The sequence below is a fragment of the Streptomyces resistomycificus genome (genome assembly GCF_001514265.1).
GTDB classification, from domain to species: domain Bacteria; phylum Actinomycetota; class Actinomycetes; order Streptomycetales; family Streptomycetaceae; genus Streptomyces; species Streptomyces resistomycificus.
The window spans coordinates 995,408-1,008,817 of record NZ_KQ948989.1; the positions used below are offsets into that span (position 1 = coordinate 995,408).

The 13,410-nt window shown below is 72.4% G+C and carries 13 protein-coding genes; 9 read left to right on the forward strand and 4 right to left on the reverse strand.

The genetic code is table 11. From position 1 onward, the window contains the following. Positions 1-85 precede the first annotated feature (85 nt). Positions 86-670 carry a sigma-70 family RNA polymerase sigma factor gene (locus AQJ84_RS09370; RefSeq protein WP_030042607.1) on the reverse strand — a complete coding sequence of 195 codons (585 nt, stop codon included), beginning with the start codon at positions 668-670 and terminating at the stop codon, positions 86-88. A 91-nt stretch (positions 671-761) separates the two neighbouring features. Between AQJ84_RS09370 and AQJ84_RS09375 the strand changes: the two genes are divergently transcribed. Continuing rightward, the gene (locus AQJ84_RS09375; protein WP_030042605.1) at positions 762-1,763 is read left to right on the forward strand and encodes a MerR family transcriptional regulator; all 1,002 of its coding nucleotides are present in this window, start codon (positions 762-764) and stop codon (positions 1,761-1,763) included. 15 nt (positions 1,764-1,778) lie between these two features. Here AQJ84_RS09375 and AQJ84_RS09380 read toward each other — a convergent pair whose 3' ends face one another. Further along, the gene (locus AQJ84_RS09380; protein ID WP_053190146.1) at positions 1,779-3,152 is read right to left on the reverse strand and encodes a cryptochrome/photolyase family protein; all 1,374 of its coding nucleotides are present in this window, start codon (positions 3,150-3,152) and stop codon (positions 1,779-1,781) included. An 82-nt stretch (positions 3,153-3,234) separates the two neighbouring features. After that, positions 3,235-4,776, reverse strand: coding sequence for an SDR family oxidoreductase (locus AQJ84_RS09385; RefSeq protein WP_030045757.1), 1,542 nt, complete (start codon positions 4,774-4,776; stop codon positions 3,235-3,237). 100 nt (positions 4,777-4,876) lie between these two features. Between AQJ84_RS09385 and AQJ84_RS09390 the strand changes: the two genes are divergently transcribed. The 3 genes from AQJ84_RS09390 (at position 4,877) to AQJ84_RS09400 (ending at position 7,896) form a co-directional block, all read left to right on the forward strand. Further along, the gene (locus AQJ84_RS09390; protein ID WP_030045758.1) at positions 4,877-5,383 is read left to right on the forward strand and encodes a MarR family winged helix-turn-helix transcriptional regulator; all 507 of its coding nucleotides are present in this window, start codon (positions 4,877-4,879) and stop codon (positions 5,381-5,383) included. Positions 5,384-5,536: 153 nt separating this feature from the next. Further along, positions 5,537-7,633, forward strand: a complete 2,097-nt coding sequence (locus AQJ84_RS09395; RefSeq protein ID WP_053190147.1) for an MMPL family transporter — start codon at positions 5,537-5,539, stop codon at positions 7,631-7,633. A gap of 83 nt (positions 7,634-7,716) precedes the next feature. After that, positions 7,717-7,896, forward strand: a complete 180-nt coding sequence (locus tag AQJ84_RS09400) for a hypothetical protein (protein ID WP_030045762.1) — start codon at positions 7,717-7,719, stop codon at positions 7,894-7,896. Positions 7,897-7,911: 15 nt separating this feature from the next. Here the strand turns inward: AQJ84_RS09400 and AQJ84_RS09405 are convergent, their stop codons facing one another. Next, the gene (locus tag AQJ84_RS09405) at positions 7,912-8,829 is read right to left on the reverse strand and encodes a LysR family transcriptional regulator (protein ID WP_053190148.1); all 918 of its coding nucleotides are present in this window, start codon (positions 8,827-8,829) and stop codon (positions 7,912-7,914) included. A gap of 143 nt (positions 8,830-8,972) precedes the next feature. Between AQJ84_RS09405 and AQJ84_RS45090 the strand changes: the two genes are divergently transcribed. From AQJ84_RS45090 to AQJ84_RS09425, 5 genes are all read left to right on the forward strand, one after another. Further along, positions 8,973-9,050, forward strand: coding sequence for a putative leader peptide (locus AQJ84_RS45090; RefSeq protein WP_353962189.1), 78 nt, complete (start codon positions 8,973-8,975; stop codon positions 9,048-9,050). A 150-nt stretch (positions 9,051-9,200) separates the two neighbouring features. Beyond that, positions 9,201-10,322: a dimethylsulfone monooxygenase SfnG gene (sfnG, locus tag AQJ84_RS09410; RefSeq protein WP_030045763.1), complete on the forward strand. Its 1,122-nt coding sequence runs from the start codon at positions 9,201-9,203 to the stop codon at positions 10,320-10,322. A 47-nt stretch (positions 10,323-10,369) separates the two neighbouring features. After that, complete coding sequence (locus tag AQJ84_RS09415; RefSeq protein WP_053190149.1) at positions 10,370-11,587, forward strand: acyl-CoA dehydrogenase family protein; 1,218 nt, start codon at positions 10,370-10,372, stop codon at positions 11,585-11,587. 59 nt (positions 11,588-11,646) lie between these two features. After that, positions 11,647-12,201 (forward strand): NADPH-dependent FMN reductase, encoded by a 555-nt coding sequence (gene ssuE / locus AQJ84_RS09420; protein ID WP_030045765.1) that lies wholly within the window; start codon positions 11,647-11,649, stop codon positions 12,199-12,201. Positions 12,202-12,206: 5 nt separating this feature from the next. Beyond that, entirely contained in the window at positions 12,207-13,391 is a 1,185-nt protein-coding gene (locus tag AQJ84_RS09425; RefSeq protein ID WP_053190150.1) for an SfnB family sulfur acquisition oxidoreductase, read from the forward strand. Positions 13,392-13,410: the final 19 nt, after the last annotated feature.

The following is a 13,410-nucleotide window of genomic DNA, read 5'->3' on the forward strand; positions in this document are numbered from 1 at the left end:
CCGCGGCTGTGCGGTATGCGGTAAGCGCCGCGTAAAGCTCATTCTGCGCTTATTCGCCCTTTATGTGTAGAGGTGGAACGGAGGATCAGGCGTCCACGTGCCGGCCCGGTTCGGAGGCGACGACATGGGTCCGCAGCCGCAGCAGACCGCGCCGCGCATGGCTTTTCACCGTGCCCAGGGGCCAACCGGTGCGCTCCGCGATCTGGGTCTGGCTGAGGTCCTCGTAGAAGGTGAGGCGCAGCACCCGTTGCTGGGGCTGTGGCAGCCCGGCCAGCGCACTGCGTACCAGGACCCGGTCGACGGCCGCCTCGGGGCGCCCGCGGTCGGGGTCGGCCAGCAGGAGTGCGGAGCCGGCCGAGGTGACGAGTTCGGTGCGGCGGGACCGTGCGGACAGGGCGTCCGCGATCTTGCGCTTGGTGATGCCGACGATCCACCCGGCCGGCGTGCCGCGTTCGGGGCGGTAGCCCGCACGTCCGCGCCACACGCCGAGAAACACCTGCTGGGTGACGTCCTCGGCCTCCTTCGCGTCGCCCAGCGAGCGCTGGGCCAGGGTGTGCACCAGGGACGACCACCGGCGATAGGCGGCTTCGAGGCAGGCCTCGTCGCCGGACGTCAGTCCGCGGGCCAGTTCCTCGTCGGTGAGCGACTCCCAGGTCGGCTGCGGCCTCATGGTGACGACTCCTCGGTTCGGGTGCCGTCATCGTGCGAGCCGTCGGACGCGCTTCTCAACTCGCATCGATTCTGCGTCGTATAGTCGACGTATGGACGAGTTCGAGCAGAAGGGGGACGAGGTGCCGGGGGCGGCCGTCACCACCGGGGCTCTCGCGCGCAGACTGGGGGTTTCCCCCACCACGCTCCGGTCCTGGGACCGCAGATACGGCATCGGTCCGGCGGTCAGGGCCGACGGCAGGCACCGCCGGTGGACGCCGCGGGACGTGCTGATGGTGGAGACGATGTGCCGGCTGGCCTCGTCGGGGGTGCCGCCGGCCGAGGCGGCCCGTCACGCGAGACAGAGCGCGGGCGGTCTCCCCGACGGCACCGCGCCACCCGCGCCGGCGGGGCGCCCGGTGCGGGCCCGGGCCTCCCACGCTGCGGGCGCCCTGCCGCTGGGCAACGTACGTCAGGAGTGCCGCGGTCTGGCGCGTGCCGCCGTACGGCTGGACGCCCCGGCGGTGGGGGAGCGGTTGGCGGCCGCCGTCGAGCAGCACGGAATCGTAATCGCCTGGCAGGAGGTGATGGTGCCGACCCTGCACGCGGTGGGGCGCAAGTGGGCGTCGTCCGGCGACCGGTACATCGAGGTGGAGCACCTCCTGTCCTGGCACGTGTCTACCACCCTGCGCAGGGTCGCTTCCCCGGACGCGCCCGAAGCCCTCGCCGCCGCCGGACCCGTGATGCTGGCCTGCGTGCCCGGCGAACAGCACACCCTGGCGATCGAGGCCCTGAACGCAGGACTGAACGAACTACGGCTGCCGACCCGGATGTTCGGCGCCGCGGTGCCCGCCGAGGCGTTGACGGCGGCGGTCCGGCGGCTGGGGCCGTCGGCGGTGGTCCTGTGGGCACAGGCCCGTTCCGCGGCCACTCCCGTGCTCGCCCGGCAGGTCGCCGACACGCGATGGGGGGTGAAGGGCGCACGCAGACAGCCCCTGGTCATGCTGGCCGGCCCCGGCTGGGCGGGCCGCCCCGCGCCCGGGATGTCGCGGCCGACGGGACTGAAGGACGCCCTCGACACCCTGGCGAGCGTGTACGGGGCGGTGGCGCCGTGAAGGACGGGCCGCGCCTCAGCCTCGCTCGCGAGCCTGCCTGAAGCGCGCCAGTCCGTCGGGCAGGTCGATGATCGGGTCCGGGTAGTCGAGCGTGGCCCGGTCCAGGCCCTGGAGCTTCCAGGGCTCGTGCACCGACGGGGCCTCGACGCCCTCGAGTTCGGGAACCCAGCGCCGCACGTACACCCCGTCGGGGTCATGCCGCTTGGCCTGGGTGATCGGGTTGAGGACCCGGTTGGGGCGGGTGTCCGTGCCGGTGCCGGCCACCCACTGCCAGTTGAGCTGGTTGTTGGCCAGGTCGCCGTCGACCAGCAGATCGAGGAAGTGCCGGGCGCCGATCCGCCAGTCGACGTAGAGCGTCTTGGCGAGGAAACAGGCGGTGAGCAGGCGGGCGCGGTTGTGCATCCAGCCCTCGTGGCGCAGTTGGCGCATCCCCGCGTCGATCACCGGGTAGCCGGTGCGGCCCTCCTTCCAGGCCTCGATGTCCTCGCGGGCCGAGCGTGCGGAGCGCCAGCGGTCGTGCTTGGTGCGGTAGTCGGCGGTGGCGGCACCGGGGCGTGCCGCGAGGACCTGCCGGTGGAAGTCGCGCCAGGCGAGCTGCCGTACGAAGGCCTCGGCGCCCGGGGTGCCGGCCAGGCGTGCCCGGTGGACCAGTTCGACGGGGGAGAGGGTGCCGAAGTGCAGATGCGGCGACAGTCGCGAGGTGGCGTCACCGGCGAGGTCGTCGTGCCGGTCCTCGTAGGCGGCGACGCCGCCACCCAGCCAGGCCGTCAGACGGTCCCTGCCCTCCCGCTCTCCACCGGACGCCAGCCCCTCCGACACCCCCTGGACGTCGCCGCGGGCGGGAAGCCGCTCGGATCCGACACCGTCCGGCACGCGTACGGCACGGGGTGCGGCGAGGGTGTCGCGCAGATGCTGGGCGGACCACTGGCGGAAGTACGGGGTGAACACGGCGAAGTGGTCGGCGGACGCCGGGGTGACCGCTCCCGGTGCGACCGCCGTGGTCACCGTGTCGTGGACGTGGAGCCGGCGCCCCTCTGCCTCCAGGGCCGGCCGCAGCCGTTCCTCGCGGCGCCGCGCGAACGCGCTGACCTCGGCCGCCATGTGGACCTCGTCGGCGTCCGCCTCGGCGGCGACCCTGCACACCTGGTCGACCACGTCCCCGCTGCGCATCACGAGCCGGCCACCCCGCTCGCGCAGTCCGGCGTCGAGGTCCCGCAGACAGTCGGAGAGGAAGGCGAGCCGATTGGCGGCGGCGAACCCGGCCAGGTCCACGGCCCGGTCCCGCACGAACAGGGGCACCACCTGGCGGCCCCCGTCCCCGGCTGCCCGCAGCGGCGGGTGGTCGTGCAGCCGCAGGTCGGAGGTGAACAGGACGACCGAGACGTTCATGAGGCGCACTCCGGTGGGGAACGGGACAAGCGAGGTCTACAGGGATGTGCTTCGGTCGCGGACGCCCTCCTGGATGCGGTGGTCAGCGAGCCGTTTCCCTCCGCCCCGTGCGCGCGAGCGGTGCCCGTGCCGCCGCTTTCGCGATGTTGCGGGCCATGCCGCCGAACACGACGGCGTGGAAGGGCGAGACGCTCCACCAGTAGAGGTGCCCCAGCAGACCGTGCGGATGGAACAGGGCCCGTTGGCGATAGCGTGTGCGGACCTCGCCGTCGGCGCTGTCGTCCGTCTCGGCGCACATCTCCAGCCAGGCCAGTCCCGGCAGCCGCATCTCCGCCCGCAGCCGCAGCAACCTCCCGGGCTCGATCTCCTCGACCCGCCAGAAGTCCAGCGAGTCCCCCGCCCGCAGGTGGGCCGCGTCCCGGCGTCCCCGGCGCAGTCCGACTCCGCCCACCAGCCGGTCCAGCCAGCCGCGCACCGCCCACGCGAGCGGGAAGGAGTACCAGCCGTTGTCCCCGCCGATCCCCTCGATCACCCGCCACAGGGCGTCCCTGGAGGCCTCCACGGTCAGCTCCCGGTGATCCGTGTACAGGCTGCCGCCCGCCCAGGCGGGGTCGGTGGGCAGCGGATCGCTCGGCGCGCCGGGCACCGACGCCGACGACCAGCGGGTGGCGACGTCGGCGTCCCGGACGCGCCGCAGCGCCAGCCGGACGGCCTCCTCGAAACCGAGCGGATGTCCGGGCGGGGCGGGCACGTACCGGGCGATGTCGTGCTCGTGGCACACCACCTCGTGGCGCAGCGACTCGGTGAGCGGCCGGGCGATCGCCGCCGGGACCGGCGTCACCAGCCCCACCCAGTGGCTGGAGAGCCCCGGGGTGAGGAGCGGCACCGAGATGATCACGCGCCGCGGAAGGCCGGCGACGACGGCGTACCTCGCCATCATGTCCCGGTAGGTCAGGACGTCGGGTCCGCCGATGTCGAACGTCCGGTTCACATCGTCCGGCATGCGGGCGCTGCCGACCAGGGCGCGCAGCACGTCCCGTACGGCCACCGGCTGGATCCGGGTGTGCACCCAGCTCGGGGTGACCATCACCGGCAGACGTTCGGTGAGGTGGCGCAGCATCTCGAAGGACGCCGAACCCGAGCCGATGACCACCGCGGCCCGCAGCACGGTCGTCGGCACGCCCGAGTCCAGCAGGATGCGGCCCACCTCGGCGCGTGAGCGCAGATGCGGCGACAGCTCGGCCTCGGGCACGCCCGCGGGCGTCAGGCCGCCGAGGTAGACGATCCGGCGCACCCCGGCGGCCCGGGCCTGCTCGCCGAAGATCCGCGCCGCCGCCCGGTCGGTGTCCTCGAAGTCGCCGCCCGTGCCCAGCGCGTGCACCAGGTAGTAGGCGACGTCGACGTCCCGAAGGGCCTCGGCGACCGACGTCGCGTCGGTGACGTCCCCCCGTGCCACCTCCACGTCGCCCGCCCAGGGGTGGTCGCGCAGTTTCCCGGGCGAGCGGGCCAGACAGCGCACCCGGTGCCCCGCGGCCAGCAGCTCCGGGACGAGCCGCCCACCGACGTAGCCCGTGGCGCCGGTCACCAGGCAGCGCGGTCCCGGCCGGGAGTCGTCCGTGTCCATCTGGCCTCGTTCCCTCGTTCCGTCGGTGCCGTTCCTCTCCCAGTGATCTCTTCCCTCGCGCGGGGCCAACCGGATGCGCGGGCTTCTATAGGCTGATCGCGTGGCCACAGCAGACGAACGGACGCAGCGCACGGGGGAGCGGAAGCCGCCGGGGGCCCCGGCACCGACCGACCTCCAGCACTTCGCCGTCCAGCTGCGCCGGATGAACGGCGAGATCAACCGGCTGGTCCACGGGTTCGCCGGGGAGCAGGGACTGCACGCGACGGACGTCCAGGCGCTCGCCGCGATCCTCGACGCCGAGGAACCCATGACGCCCGGCCGGCTGCGCGAGCACCTCGGGCTGACCTCCGGTGCCGTGACGGCCTGCGTCGACCGGCTCGAACGCGCCGGTCACATCCGCCGCGTACGCGAGAGCGCCGACCGCAGGGTCGTCCACCTGTACTACGCGGACGATGCCCGGTCCGCGGCGCGCAGCCACTTCCGACCGCTCGCGAACGCGACCGAGTCCGCCCGTACCCGCTTCACCGAGGCTGAACTGGCCGTGGTGGTGCGCTTCCTGGGCGCGATGAACGAGGAGCTCTCCGCCATGAGGTCCGCCGGGCACTGACCACCCGCACGCATCCGGTTCCCGGGAATTCGGGTGCGTCCCGCCGCATCCGGCGACCGGCCGTTCGGGGAAGAGGGGCTGTCCCTTACGATCGGCCCGAGATATATCTCAATCATTGAGATTGTTTTTCATTGAGATACCAGCTGGAGAGAGATGCCCACCACGCCCCGTCCGAGCCCCCGGGCGGCCCGCCGCCTCGTTCCCGTCCTGCTGCTGCTCCTCTGGCTCGGGATCGGCGGCGCCCTCGGCCCCTTCGCGGGGAGACTCGGTGAGGTCGCGACCAACGACCAGGCCGCCTTCCTGCCCCGCAGCGCCGAGTCCACCGAGGTGATCGACGAGCAGCGCGCCTTCCGGCAGGAGGAGACACTGCCGGCGATCGTCGTCTGGACCGCCGACGGCGACGGCCGCGTCACAGGCCTGCGGGACGCGGCCGACCGCGCGCTCGCGTCCCTCGGCGGGACCCCGGGAGTGGTGGGCGAGGTGTCGCCCGCGCTCCTTTCGCGGGACGGAGCGGCACTCCAGGGCGTGGTCCAGCTCCGGCCCGACCTCGGCGACCGCCTCCCCGACGCCCTCGACCGGATCCGGAGCGCCGCCGAGGCCGTGCCGGGCACCACGGTCCGGCTGGCCGGGCCGGCCGCCAGTCAGGCAGACCTGTCCGACGCCTTCGCCGGCATCGACGGACTGCTGCTGGCCGTGGCCCTGGCCACCGTCCTGGTCATCCTGCTGCTGGTCTACCGCAGCCTGCTGCTGCCCCTCGTGATCATCCTCGGCGCTGTCTTCGCGCTGGGCCTTGCCTGCGCCATCGTCTACGCCCTGGCCGACCGCGAGATCGTACGGGTGGACGGACAGGTCCAGGGAATCCTCTCCATCCTCGTGATCGGCGCCGCCACCGACTACGCCCTGCTGCTCACCGCCCGCTACCGGGAGGAACTGGCCCTGCGGTCCGACCGGTACCTCGCCGTGCGGGCCGCGCTCAGGCAGTCCTGGGGCGCGGTGGTGGCCAGTGCGGCGACGGTGGCCCTCGGCCTGCTCGCCCTTCTGCTCAGCGACCTGACCAACAACCGGGCGCTCGGGCCGGTCGGCGCGATCGGCATCGCCTGCGCGGTACTCAGCTCGCTGACCTTCCTGCCGGCCGTCCTCGTCCTGCTCGGCCGCGCCGCGTACTGGCCGGCCAAGCCCCGGCCCGCCGACGGACGCGGCGCCGGCGACGGGGTGTGGCAGCGCGTCGCCGAACTGGTCGACCGGGCCCCGCGCAGGGTGTGGGCGGTCGCGCTCGCCGCCCTGCTGGCCTGCGCCGCGTTCGCCCCCACGCTCGCCTCCCGGGGCGTCCCGCTCGACGAGACCTTCGTTAACGACGCCCCGTCCGTCGCGGCACAGCGCACGCTGGCGGACCACTTCCCCGGCGGGTCGGGCAATCCCACCGTGGTCATCGCGAACGCCGACACAGTGGACCGGGTCGTGGCGGCCGCCCGCGACACCGACGGCGTCGCCTCCGCGGCGGGCGTGACCGACTCCGGCCGCCCCGGCGGTGAACCGCTCGTGGTCGACGGGCGGGTGCGGATCGACGTGACCCTGAGCTTCGTCGCCGACAGTGACGCCGCGAAGGACACGGTGGCCCGGCTGCGGACCGCCCTGCACGAGGTGCCCGAGGCCGACGCCCTGGTCGGCGGCTACACCGCCCAGCGGTACGACACCCTGCGCACGGCCGAGCGGGACCGCACCCTCATCGTGCCGGTGGTGCTCGTGATCATCTTCCTCATCCTGACCGTGCTGCTGAGGTCCCTGCTGATGCCGGCCCTGCTGGTGGCCACCGTCGCTCTCAACTTCCTGGCCACGCTGGGGGTTTCCGCTCTCGTCTTCCGGTACGTGTTCGGCTTCGGCGGCACCGACCCGTCCGTGCCGCTGTACGGCTTCGTCTTCCTGGTCGCCCTGGGCGTCGACTACAACATCTTCCTGATGTCGCGGGTCCGTGAGGAATCGCTGCGACTCGGCGTGCGCCAGGGCGTGTTGCGCGGTCTGGTCACCACGGGCGGGGTGATCACCTCGGCCGGCGTGGTGCTCGCCGCCACCTTCGCCGCGCTTGGCGTGATCCCGCTGGCGTTCCTCGCGCAGACAGCCTTCATCGTCGCCTTCGGAGTGCTGCTCGACACGCTCGTGGTGCGCTCGCTGCTGGTTCCCGCCCTCGTCCGGGACGCGGGGGCCGTCGCCTGGTGGCCCAGCCGGCTCGGCGTGAAACGGCCACGGGCCTGACATGCCCGCGCCCTTCGCGGGCAGGTGCACTGTACGAGAGCTGGCGTACGCAGTCAGAAGTCCTACCTGGAGGTGCTGCCGCTATGGGCGCGAAGGTGTTGGAGCGGTTTCCTGCGGGAGCTCCGCGCGGATCGTGGCCGGCGGAGGAATACGCGGCGGCGCGCCGCGCCGAGGGTGAGCCGGCGCGGGTCGTCATGGACCTGAAGTCCGACGCGTTCCTCGTCGTGGTCCCGGTGCACGACGAGGAACAGCACGCCGCCTGAAGCCGTACGGGACTCTCAGCGCTCGCCGGGAGTCCCGCCCAGTTCCCGCGCCAGACGCAGGAACACCTCGTACAGGTCCTGCGCCGCCCGCGGCACCGACTCGGCCCTACGGCGTTGCAGCATCAGCAGTACCCGTGGCGTGTCGCCCGCGAGCGGACGGTAGGTGATCGTGCCGAGCCGCTCCAGCGGATCCCCGGCCACGCTGAAGTCCGGCAGGACCGTCACGCCGAGACCTTCGGCCACCATCAGCTTGCCCATCTCGGCGCCGTCGGTGGAGTACGAGAACGACGGGGTGCGCCCGTCCAGCAGACGGTGGACATAGCGGTGCATGACGTAACCGGAGCGCATCGCGATCAGCGGCTCGGCCAGCAGGTCGTCCACCGTCACCGTCGGCCGGGACGCCAGCGGACTGTCGGGGCGCACGCACACCACCGGCCGGCCGCACAGGAGCCGGGTGGACTCGAAGCCGGCGGGCACGTCGTCACCGTCCAGGTGGTTCACCAGGCCCAGGTCGAGACCGCCCTCGGACAGCGCCCGGTGGATGTCCGACTGCTGCGCCGCCACCACCTCGACCTGGGTCACCGGATGCGCCGCGCGGAAGGCGCGGACCACCGGGACGAGCAGCGGCACCGTCGCCGCGTTCACCGTACCGACGCGCACCATCCGGCTGACACGGTGCCGCTCGTCGGCCGCGGCCCGCAGCCGGTCCACCGCCTCCAGCACGCCCACGATGTGCGGCAGCAGCTCCCGGCCCTCCGCGCTCATCGTCGCCCCGGACCGCTTGCGCTCCAGGAGATCGACCCCCAGCTCCCGCTCCAGGTTCCGCACGGTCTCGCTCAACGCGGGCTGCGACAGGCGCAGTTCCTCCGCGGCACGGCGCAGGGAACCGAGCCGGGTCACCGCCGCTATGTATTCCAGTTGTTCGGTCCGCACCCCAGAAGAATGCGGCCGAATTCGCGGAACGTTCAAGGGTTTCCCTGTCACACGCTCGTGAAATTCAATGGTCCGCGATACGAGACCGGTCGGGTTCTCCTTGACTGCCCTCGCGGCCGACTGCCACCATCGACGGCATGAAGATGCGACTGGACCTCACGCGGCGACGCCATGTCGACCTCGCGCGCGTCTCCAGCGCCTCCTGTTGCTCCGCGGCCTGATCCCACCGATCCGCCGCCGTCTCCTTTTCCGTGCCGCGCCTGTCGTCGGACAGCCGTGTGCCGTGTTCTCGCCACTTCTCTCCGTGAATTCGGCGATCCCGCACGCCCTTCGGATTCGGCGTACCCAAAATTCCGCAACAGGAGTTCCGCATGCCCGCAGCGCCCCTCAAATTCGCCTACTGGGTCCCCAATGTCAGCGGCGGCCTCGTCACCAGCAAGATCGAGCAGCGCACCGACTGGGGATACGACTACAACCGCGAACTCGCCGTCCTCGCCGAGAACAACGGCTTCGACTACGCCCTCAGCCAGGTCCGCTACATGGCCAGCTACGGCGCCGAGTACCAGCACGAGTCGACCAGCTTCAGCCTCGCCCTGCTGCTCGCCACCGAGCGCCTGAAGGTCATCGCCGCCGTCCACCCCGGCCTGTGGCACCCCGGCGTCCTCGCCAAACTCGGCGCCACCGCCGACCACCTCTCCAAGGGCCGCTTCGCCGTCAACGTCGTCTCCGGCTGGTTCAAGGGCGAGTTCACCGCCCTCGGCGAGCCCTGGCTCGAGCACGACGAGCGCTACCGGCGCTCCGAGGAGTTCATCCGAGCCCTGCGACAGATCTGGACCGAGGACCACACCGAACTCGCCGGTGACTTCTACCGGTTGCGCGACTTCTCGCTCAAGCCCAAGCCGCTCAACACACCCGACCGCCCCCACCCGGAGATCTTCCAGGGCGGCAACTCCACCGCCGCCCGCGCCATGGCCGGCCGGGTCTCCGACTGGTACTTCTCCAACGGCAAGGACTTCGACGGAGTCGCCGAGCAGGTCGAGGACGTCCGCAAGTCCGCCGCCGAAGCAGGCCGCACGGCACCGAAGTTCGGCCTCAACGGCTTCCTCATCGCCCGCGACACCGAGGCCGAGGCCCGCGAGACCCTCCGGGAGATCGTCGCGCGGGCCGACAGCGAGGCGGTCGAGGGATTCGGCGCGGCCGTCAGGCAGGCGGGACGGTCCACCGCCGACGGCAAGGGCATGTGGCAGGACTCCGGCTTCGAGGACCTGATCCAGTACAACGACGGCTTCCGCACGGGCCTGATCGGCACCCCGGAACAGATCGCCGAACGGATCGTGGCCTACAAGAAGCTCGGCGTCGACCTCTTCCTGCTCGGGTTCCTCCACTACCACGAGGAGGTCGAGTACTTCGGCAAGCGTGTGCTGCCCCTCGTCCGCGAGCTGGAGGCCCGCCTGCCCGAGGGCGAACCCGCTTCCGCTCCCGTACCCGCCTGACCGCCCCCACGCCTTCCGCACCCCACCGCGAAAGAGGTCACCCCCGCATGAGCACCGTCACGCCCACCGACTGGCAGACCCGTCCCGCCCCGCGGACCGCCGAGGACTGGATCGCCCGCGCCGCCGAGGTCGCCGCCGTCCTCGCCACCGACGCCGCCGCCCGGGACAAGGCCGGCGCCACCCCGTACGCCGAGGTCCAACTGCTCAAGGACTCCGGCCTGGTCACCCTGCTCGGCCCCACGGAGCACGGCGGCGCGGGCCAGGACTGGCCTACCGCCTACCGGGTGGTCCGCGAGGTCGCCAAGGCCGACGGCTCCATCGGCCAGCTCCTCGGCTACCACTACCTGTGGAACTGGGCGGCCCGCCTGGTCGGCACCCGCGAGCAGTGGGAGCACGTCGAGGCCGAGGCCGCCCGCAACCGCTGGTTCTTCGGCGGCGCCGTCAATCCCCGCGACCAGGACGTGACCGTCACCGAGGACGGCGACGACCTCCTGTTCACCGGCCGCAAGTCCTTCTCCACCGGCAGCAAGGTCTCCGACGTCACCGTCCTCGAAGGCGTCCTGGAGGGCACCGACCAGCACGTCTTCGCGATCGTGCCCTCCGACTCCGAAGGCCTCACCTTCCACGACGACTGGGACAACATCGGCCAGCGCCTCACCGAGAGCGGCGGCGTCACCCTCGACGGCGTCCGCACACCGTGGTCGTCGGCGGCAGGCTACGTCGACCGGCGGTTCCAGCCGCGCACGTACAACACCCTCAACGTCCCCACCATCCAGCTGGTCTTCGTCAACTTCTACCTCGGCATCGCGGCCGGCGCCCTGGAGACAGCCGCCACCTACACCCGCGAGAAGGCACGGTCCTGGCTGCACGGCGGCCACGAGCGCGCGGTCGACGAGCCGTACGTCATCGACACCTACGGCGATCTCACCGCCAAGCTCTGGGCGGTCGAGGCGCTCGCCGACGCCGTCGCCGCCGAGGGGCGGAAACTGCACGACGACCCCGACGCGGTCACCGAGCAGACCCGTGGTGACTTCGAGGTACGGGTGGCCGCGGTCAAGGCCCGCGCCACCGACGTCTCCCTGGAGATCGCGAGCCGCGTCTTCGAGGTGACGGGCGCCCGCTCCACGGCCAGTGCCGAGGGCCTGGACCGGTTCTGGCGCAACGTCCGCACCCACACCCTCCACGACCCCGTCGCTTACAAGCGACGCGAGGTCGGCCGGTGGGTCCTCGAGGGCGAACTGCCCGAACCCACCTGGTACTCCTGACCCCTTCCCCGGGGCGCCCGCGGCCCGCGCGGGCGCCCCTCCTCCCCGAAAGAGGACCCATGGCCACCGTCCTGTCCGTCTCCGGCAGTCCCTCCGCCTCCTCCCGCACCGGCAAGCTCCTGCGCCACCTCGACGCCCGCCTCGCCGCCCACGGCCACGAGGTGATCCCGCTCGACGTGCGCACCATTCCGGCCGAGGCCCTGCTCGGCGCCGACTTCCGGCACCCCGCGATCGTCGAGGCCACCGAGCTCTTCGCGCGCGCCGACGGCGTCGTCATCGGCACACCCGTCTACAAGGCGGCCTACTCCGGCGTCCTCAAGGCCCTCCTCGACCTGCTCCCGCAGTACGCCCTCGCCGGCAAGACCGTCCTCCCGCTGGCCACCGGCGGCACGACGGCCCACGTCCTGGCCATCGACTACGCCCTGCGCCCGGTGCTCAGCTCCATGGGCGCGGCGCACATCGTGCAGGGCTGGTTCACCCTCGACAAGGACATCACCGCCCACGACGACGGCTCCCTCACCGTCACCCCGACCGCCATCGAGGCGCTGACCCAGGTCCTCGACCAGTTCTCGACGGCCCTGGGCCGCACCCCGGTGCTGGCAGCGGCGGGCTGACGGACATGACCGCGAAAGTCATCGCCGACGACGCCGAGGCCCTGACCGTGGCCGCAGCCCTCGCCGACGAGTTCCGCGCCACCGCCTGCGAACGGGACGCCGAACGCCGCCTGCCCCGCGCGGAGCTGGACCGGATCGGCGAATCCGGACTGCTCGCGGTCACCGTGCCCGCCGGCTACGGGGGAGCGGACGTACGCCAGGAGACCCTCGCCGAGGTCTTCCGGCTGCTGGCCGCGGCCGACGCCAGCCTCGCCCAGATCCCGCAGAGCCACTTCGTGTACGTCAACGTGATCGCCCGTCAGGGCAGTGCGCGACAGAGGGAGTTCTTCTTCGGCGAGGTCCTCGCCGGGCGGCGCTTCGGCAACGCCCAGTCGGAGGCCGGGACGAAACACGTCCAGGACATCCGCACCCGCCTGGAACCCCGCCCCGACGGCTCGTACACGCTGACCGGTGTCAAGCACTACTCCACCGGCGCCCTCTTCGCCGACTGGATCCCGGTGCTCGCCCGTGCCGAGGACGACAACCTGCATGTGGCGTACGTGCCCGGGAACGCCCCCGGACTCACGGTGGTCGACGACTGGGACGGCATGGGGCAGCGCACGACCGCCAGCGGCACCGTGCGACTGGAGGCGGTACCGGTGCCGGCCGACCGGGTCCTGCCGCACCACCTCACCTTCCGGGGGCCGCAACTGCACGGCGCGGTGGCCCAGTTGCTGCACGCGGCCATCGACACGGGGATCGCGGCAGGAGCCCTGGCCGCGGCCGCGGTGTTCGTCCGCACCAAGAGCCGGCCGTGGTTCGAGAGCGGGGTCGAGACGGCCGCCGAGGACCCGCTGCTGATCCAGCAGTTCGGCGAACTCGCCATCCGGGTGCGTGCGTCCGAGGCCCTCCTCACCGCGGCCGCACGCTCCGTGGACGCGGCCCGGGCCGATCTCACCGACGACACGGCGGCCGAGGCGTCCGTCGCGGTCGCCGCCGTGAAGGCGCACGCCGCTCGGACCGCCGTGGAGGTGGCGGGCGCGCTGTTCGAGGTGGCCGGCACCCGTTCCGCCCTCGACTCGCTGAACCTGCACCGCCATTGGCGCGACGCCCGGACCCACACCCTGCACGACCCGGCCCGGTGGAAGGTCCAGCACATCGGCAGGTACGTGCTGAACGGCACCCGGCCACCACGCCACGGCCTCCTCTAGACGACCGCGACGACCTTCC

What these genes read in the sequence shown, in the direction of transcription:
- AQJ84_RS09370 (WP_030042607.1), bottom strand. Translation starts at nt 670, where the DNA reads ATGAGGCCGCAGCCGACCTGGGAGTCGCTCACCGACGAGGAACTGGCC.
- AQJ84_RS09375 (WP_030042605.1), top strand. Translation starts at nt 762, where the DNA reads ATGGACGAGTTCGAGCAGAAGGGGGACGAGGTGCCGGGGGCGGCCGTC.
- AQJ84_RS09380 (WP_053190146.1), bottom strand. Translation starts at nt 3,152, where the DNA reads ATGAACGTCTCGGTCGTCCTGTTCACCTCCGACCTGCGGCTGCACGAC.
- AQJ84_RS09385 (WP_030045757.1), bottom strand. Translation starts at nt 4,776, where the DNA reads ATGGACACGGACGACTCCCGGCCGGGACCGCGCTGCCTGGTGACCGGC.
- AQJ84_RS09395 (WP_053190147.1), top strand. Translation starts at nt 5,537, where the DNA reads ATGCCCACCACGCCCCGTCCGAGCCCCCGGGCGGCCCGCCGCCTCGTT.
- AQJ84_RS09400 (WP_030045762.1), top strand. Translation starts at nt 7,717, where the DNA reads ATGGGCGCGAAGGTGTTGGAGCGGTTTCCTGCGGGAGCTCCGCGCGGA.
- AQJ84_RS45090 (WP_353962189.1), top strand. Translation starts at nt 8,973, where the DNA reads ATGCGACTGGACCTCACGCGGCGACGCCATGTCGACCTCGCGCGCGTC.
- sfnG (WP_030045763.1), top strand. Translation starts at nt 9,201, where the DNA reads ATGCCCGCAGCGCCCCTCAAATTCGCCTACTGGGTCCCCAATGTCAGC.
- AQJ84_RS09415 (WP_053190149.1), top strand. Translation starts at nt 10,370, where the DNA reads ATGAGCACCGTCACGCCCACCGACTGGCAGACCCGTCCCGCCCCGCGG.
- ssuE (WP_030045765.1), top strand. Translation starts at nt 11,647, where the DNA reads ATGGCCACCGTCCTGTCCGTCTCCGGCAGTCCCTCCGCCTCCTCCCGC.
- AQJ84_RS09425 (WP_053190150.1), top strand. Translation starts at nt 12,207, where the DNA reads ATGACCGCGAAAGTCATCGCCGACGACGCCGAGGCCCTGACCGTGGCC.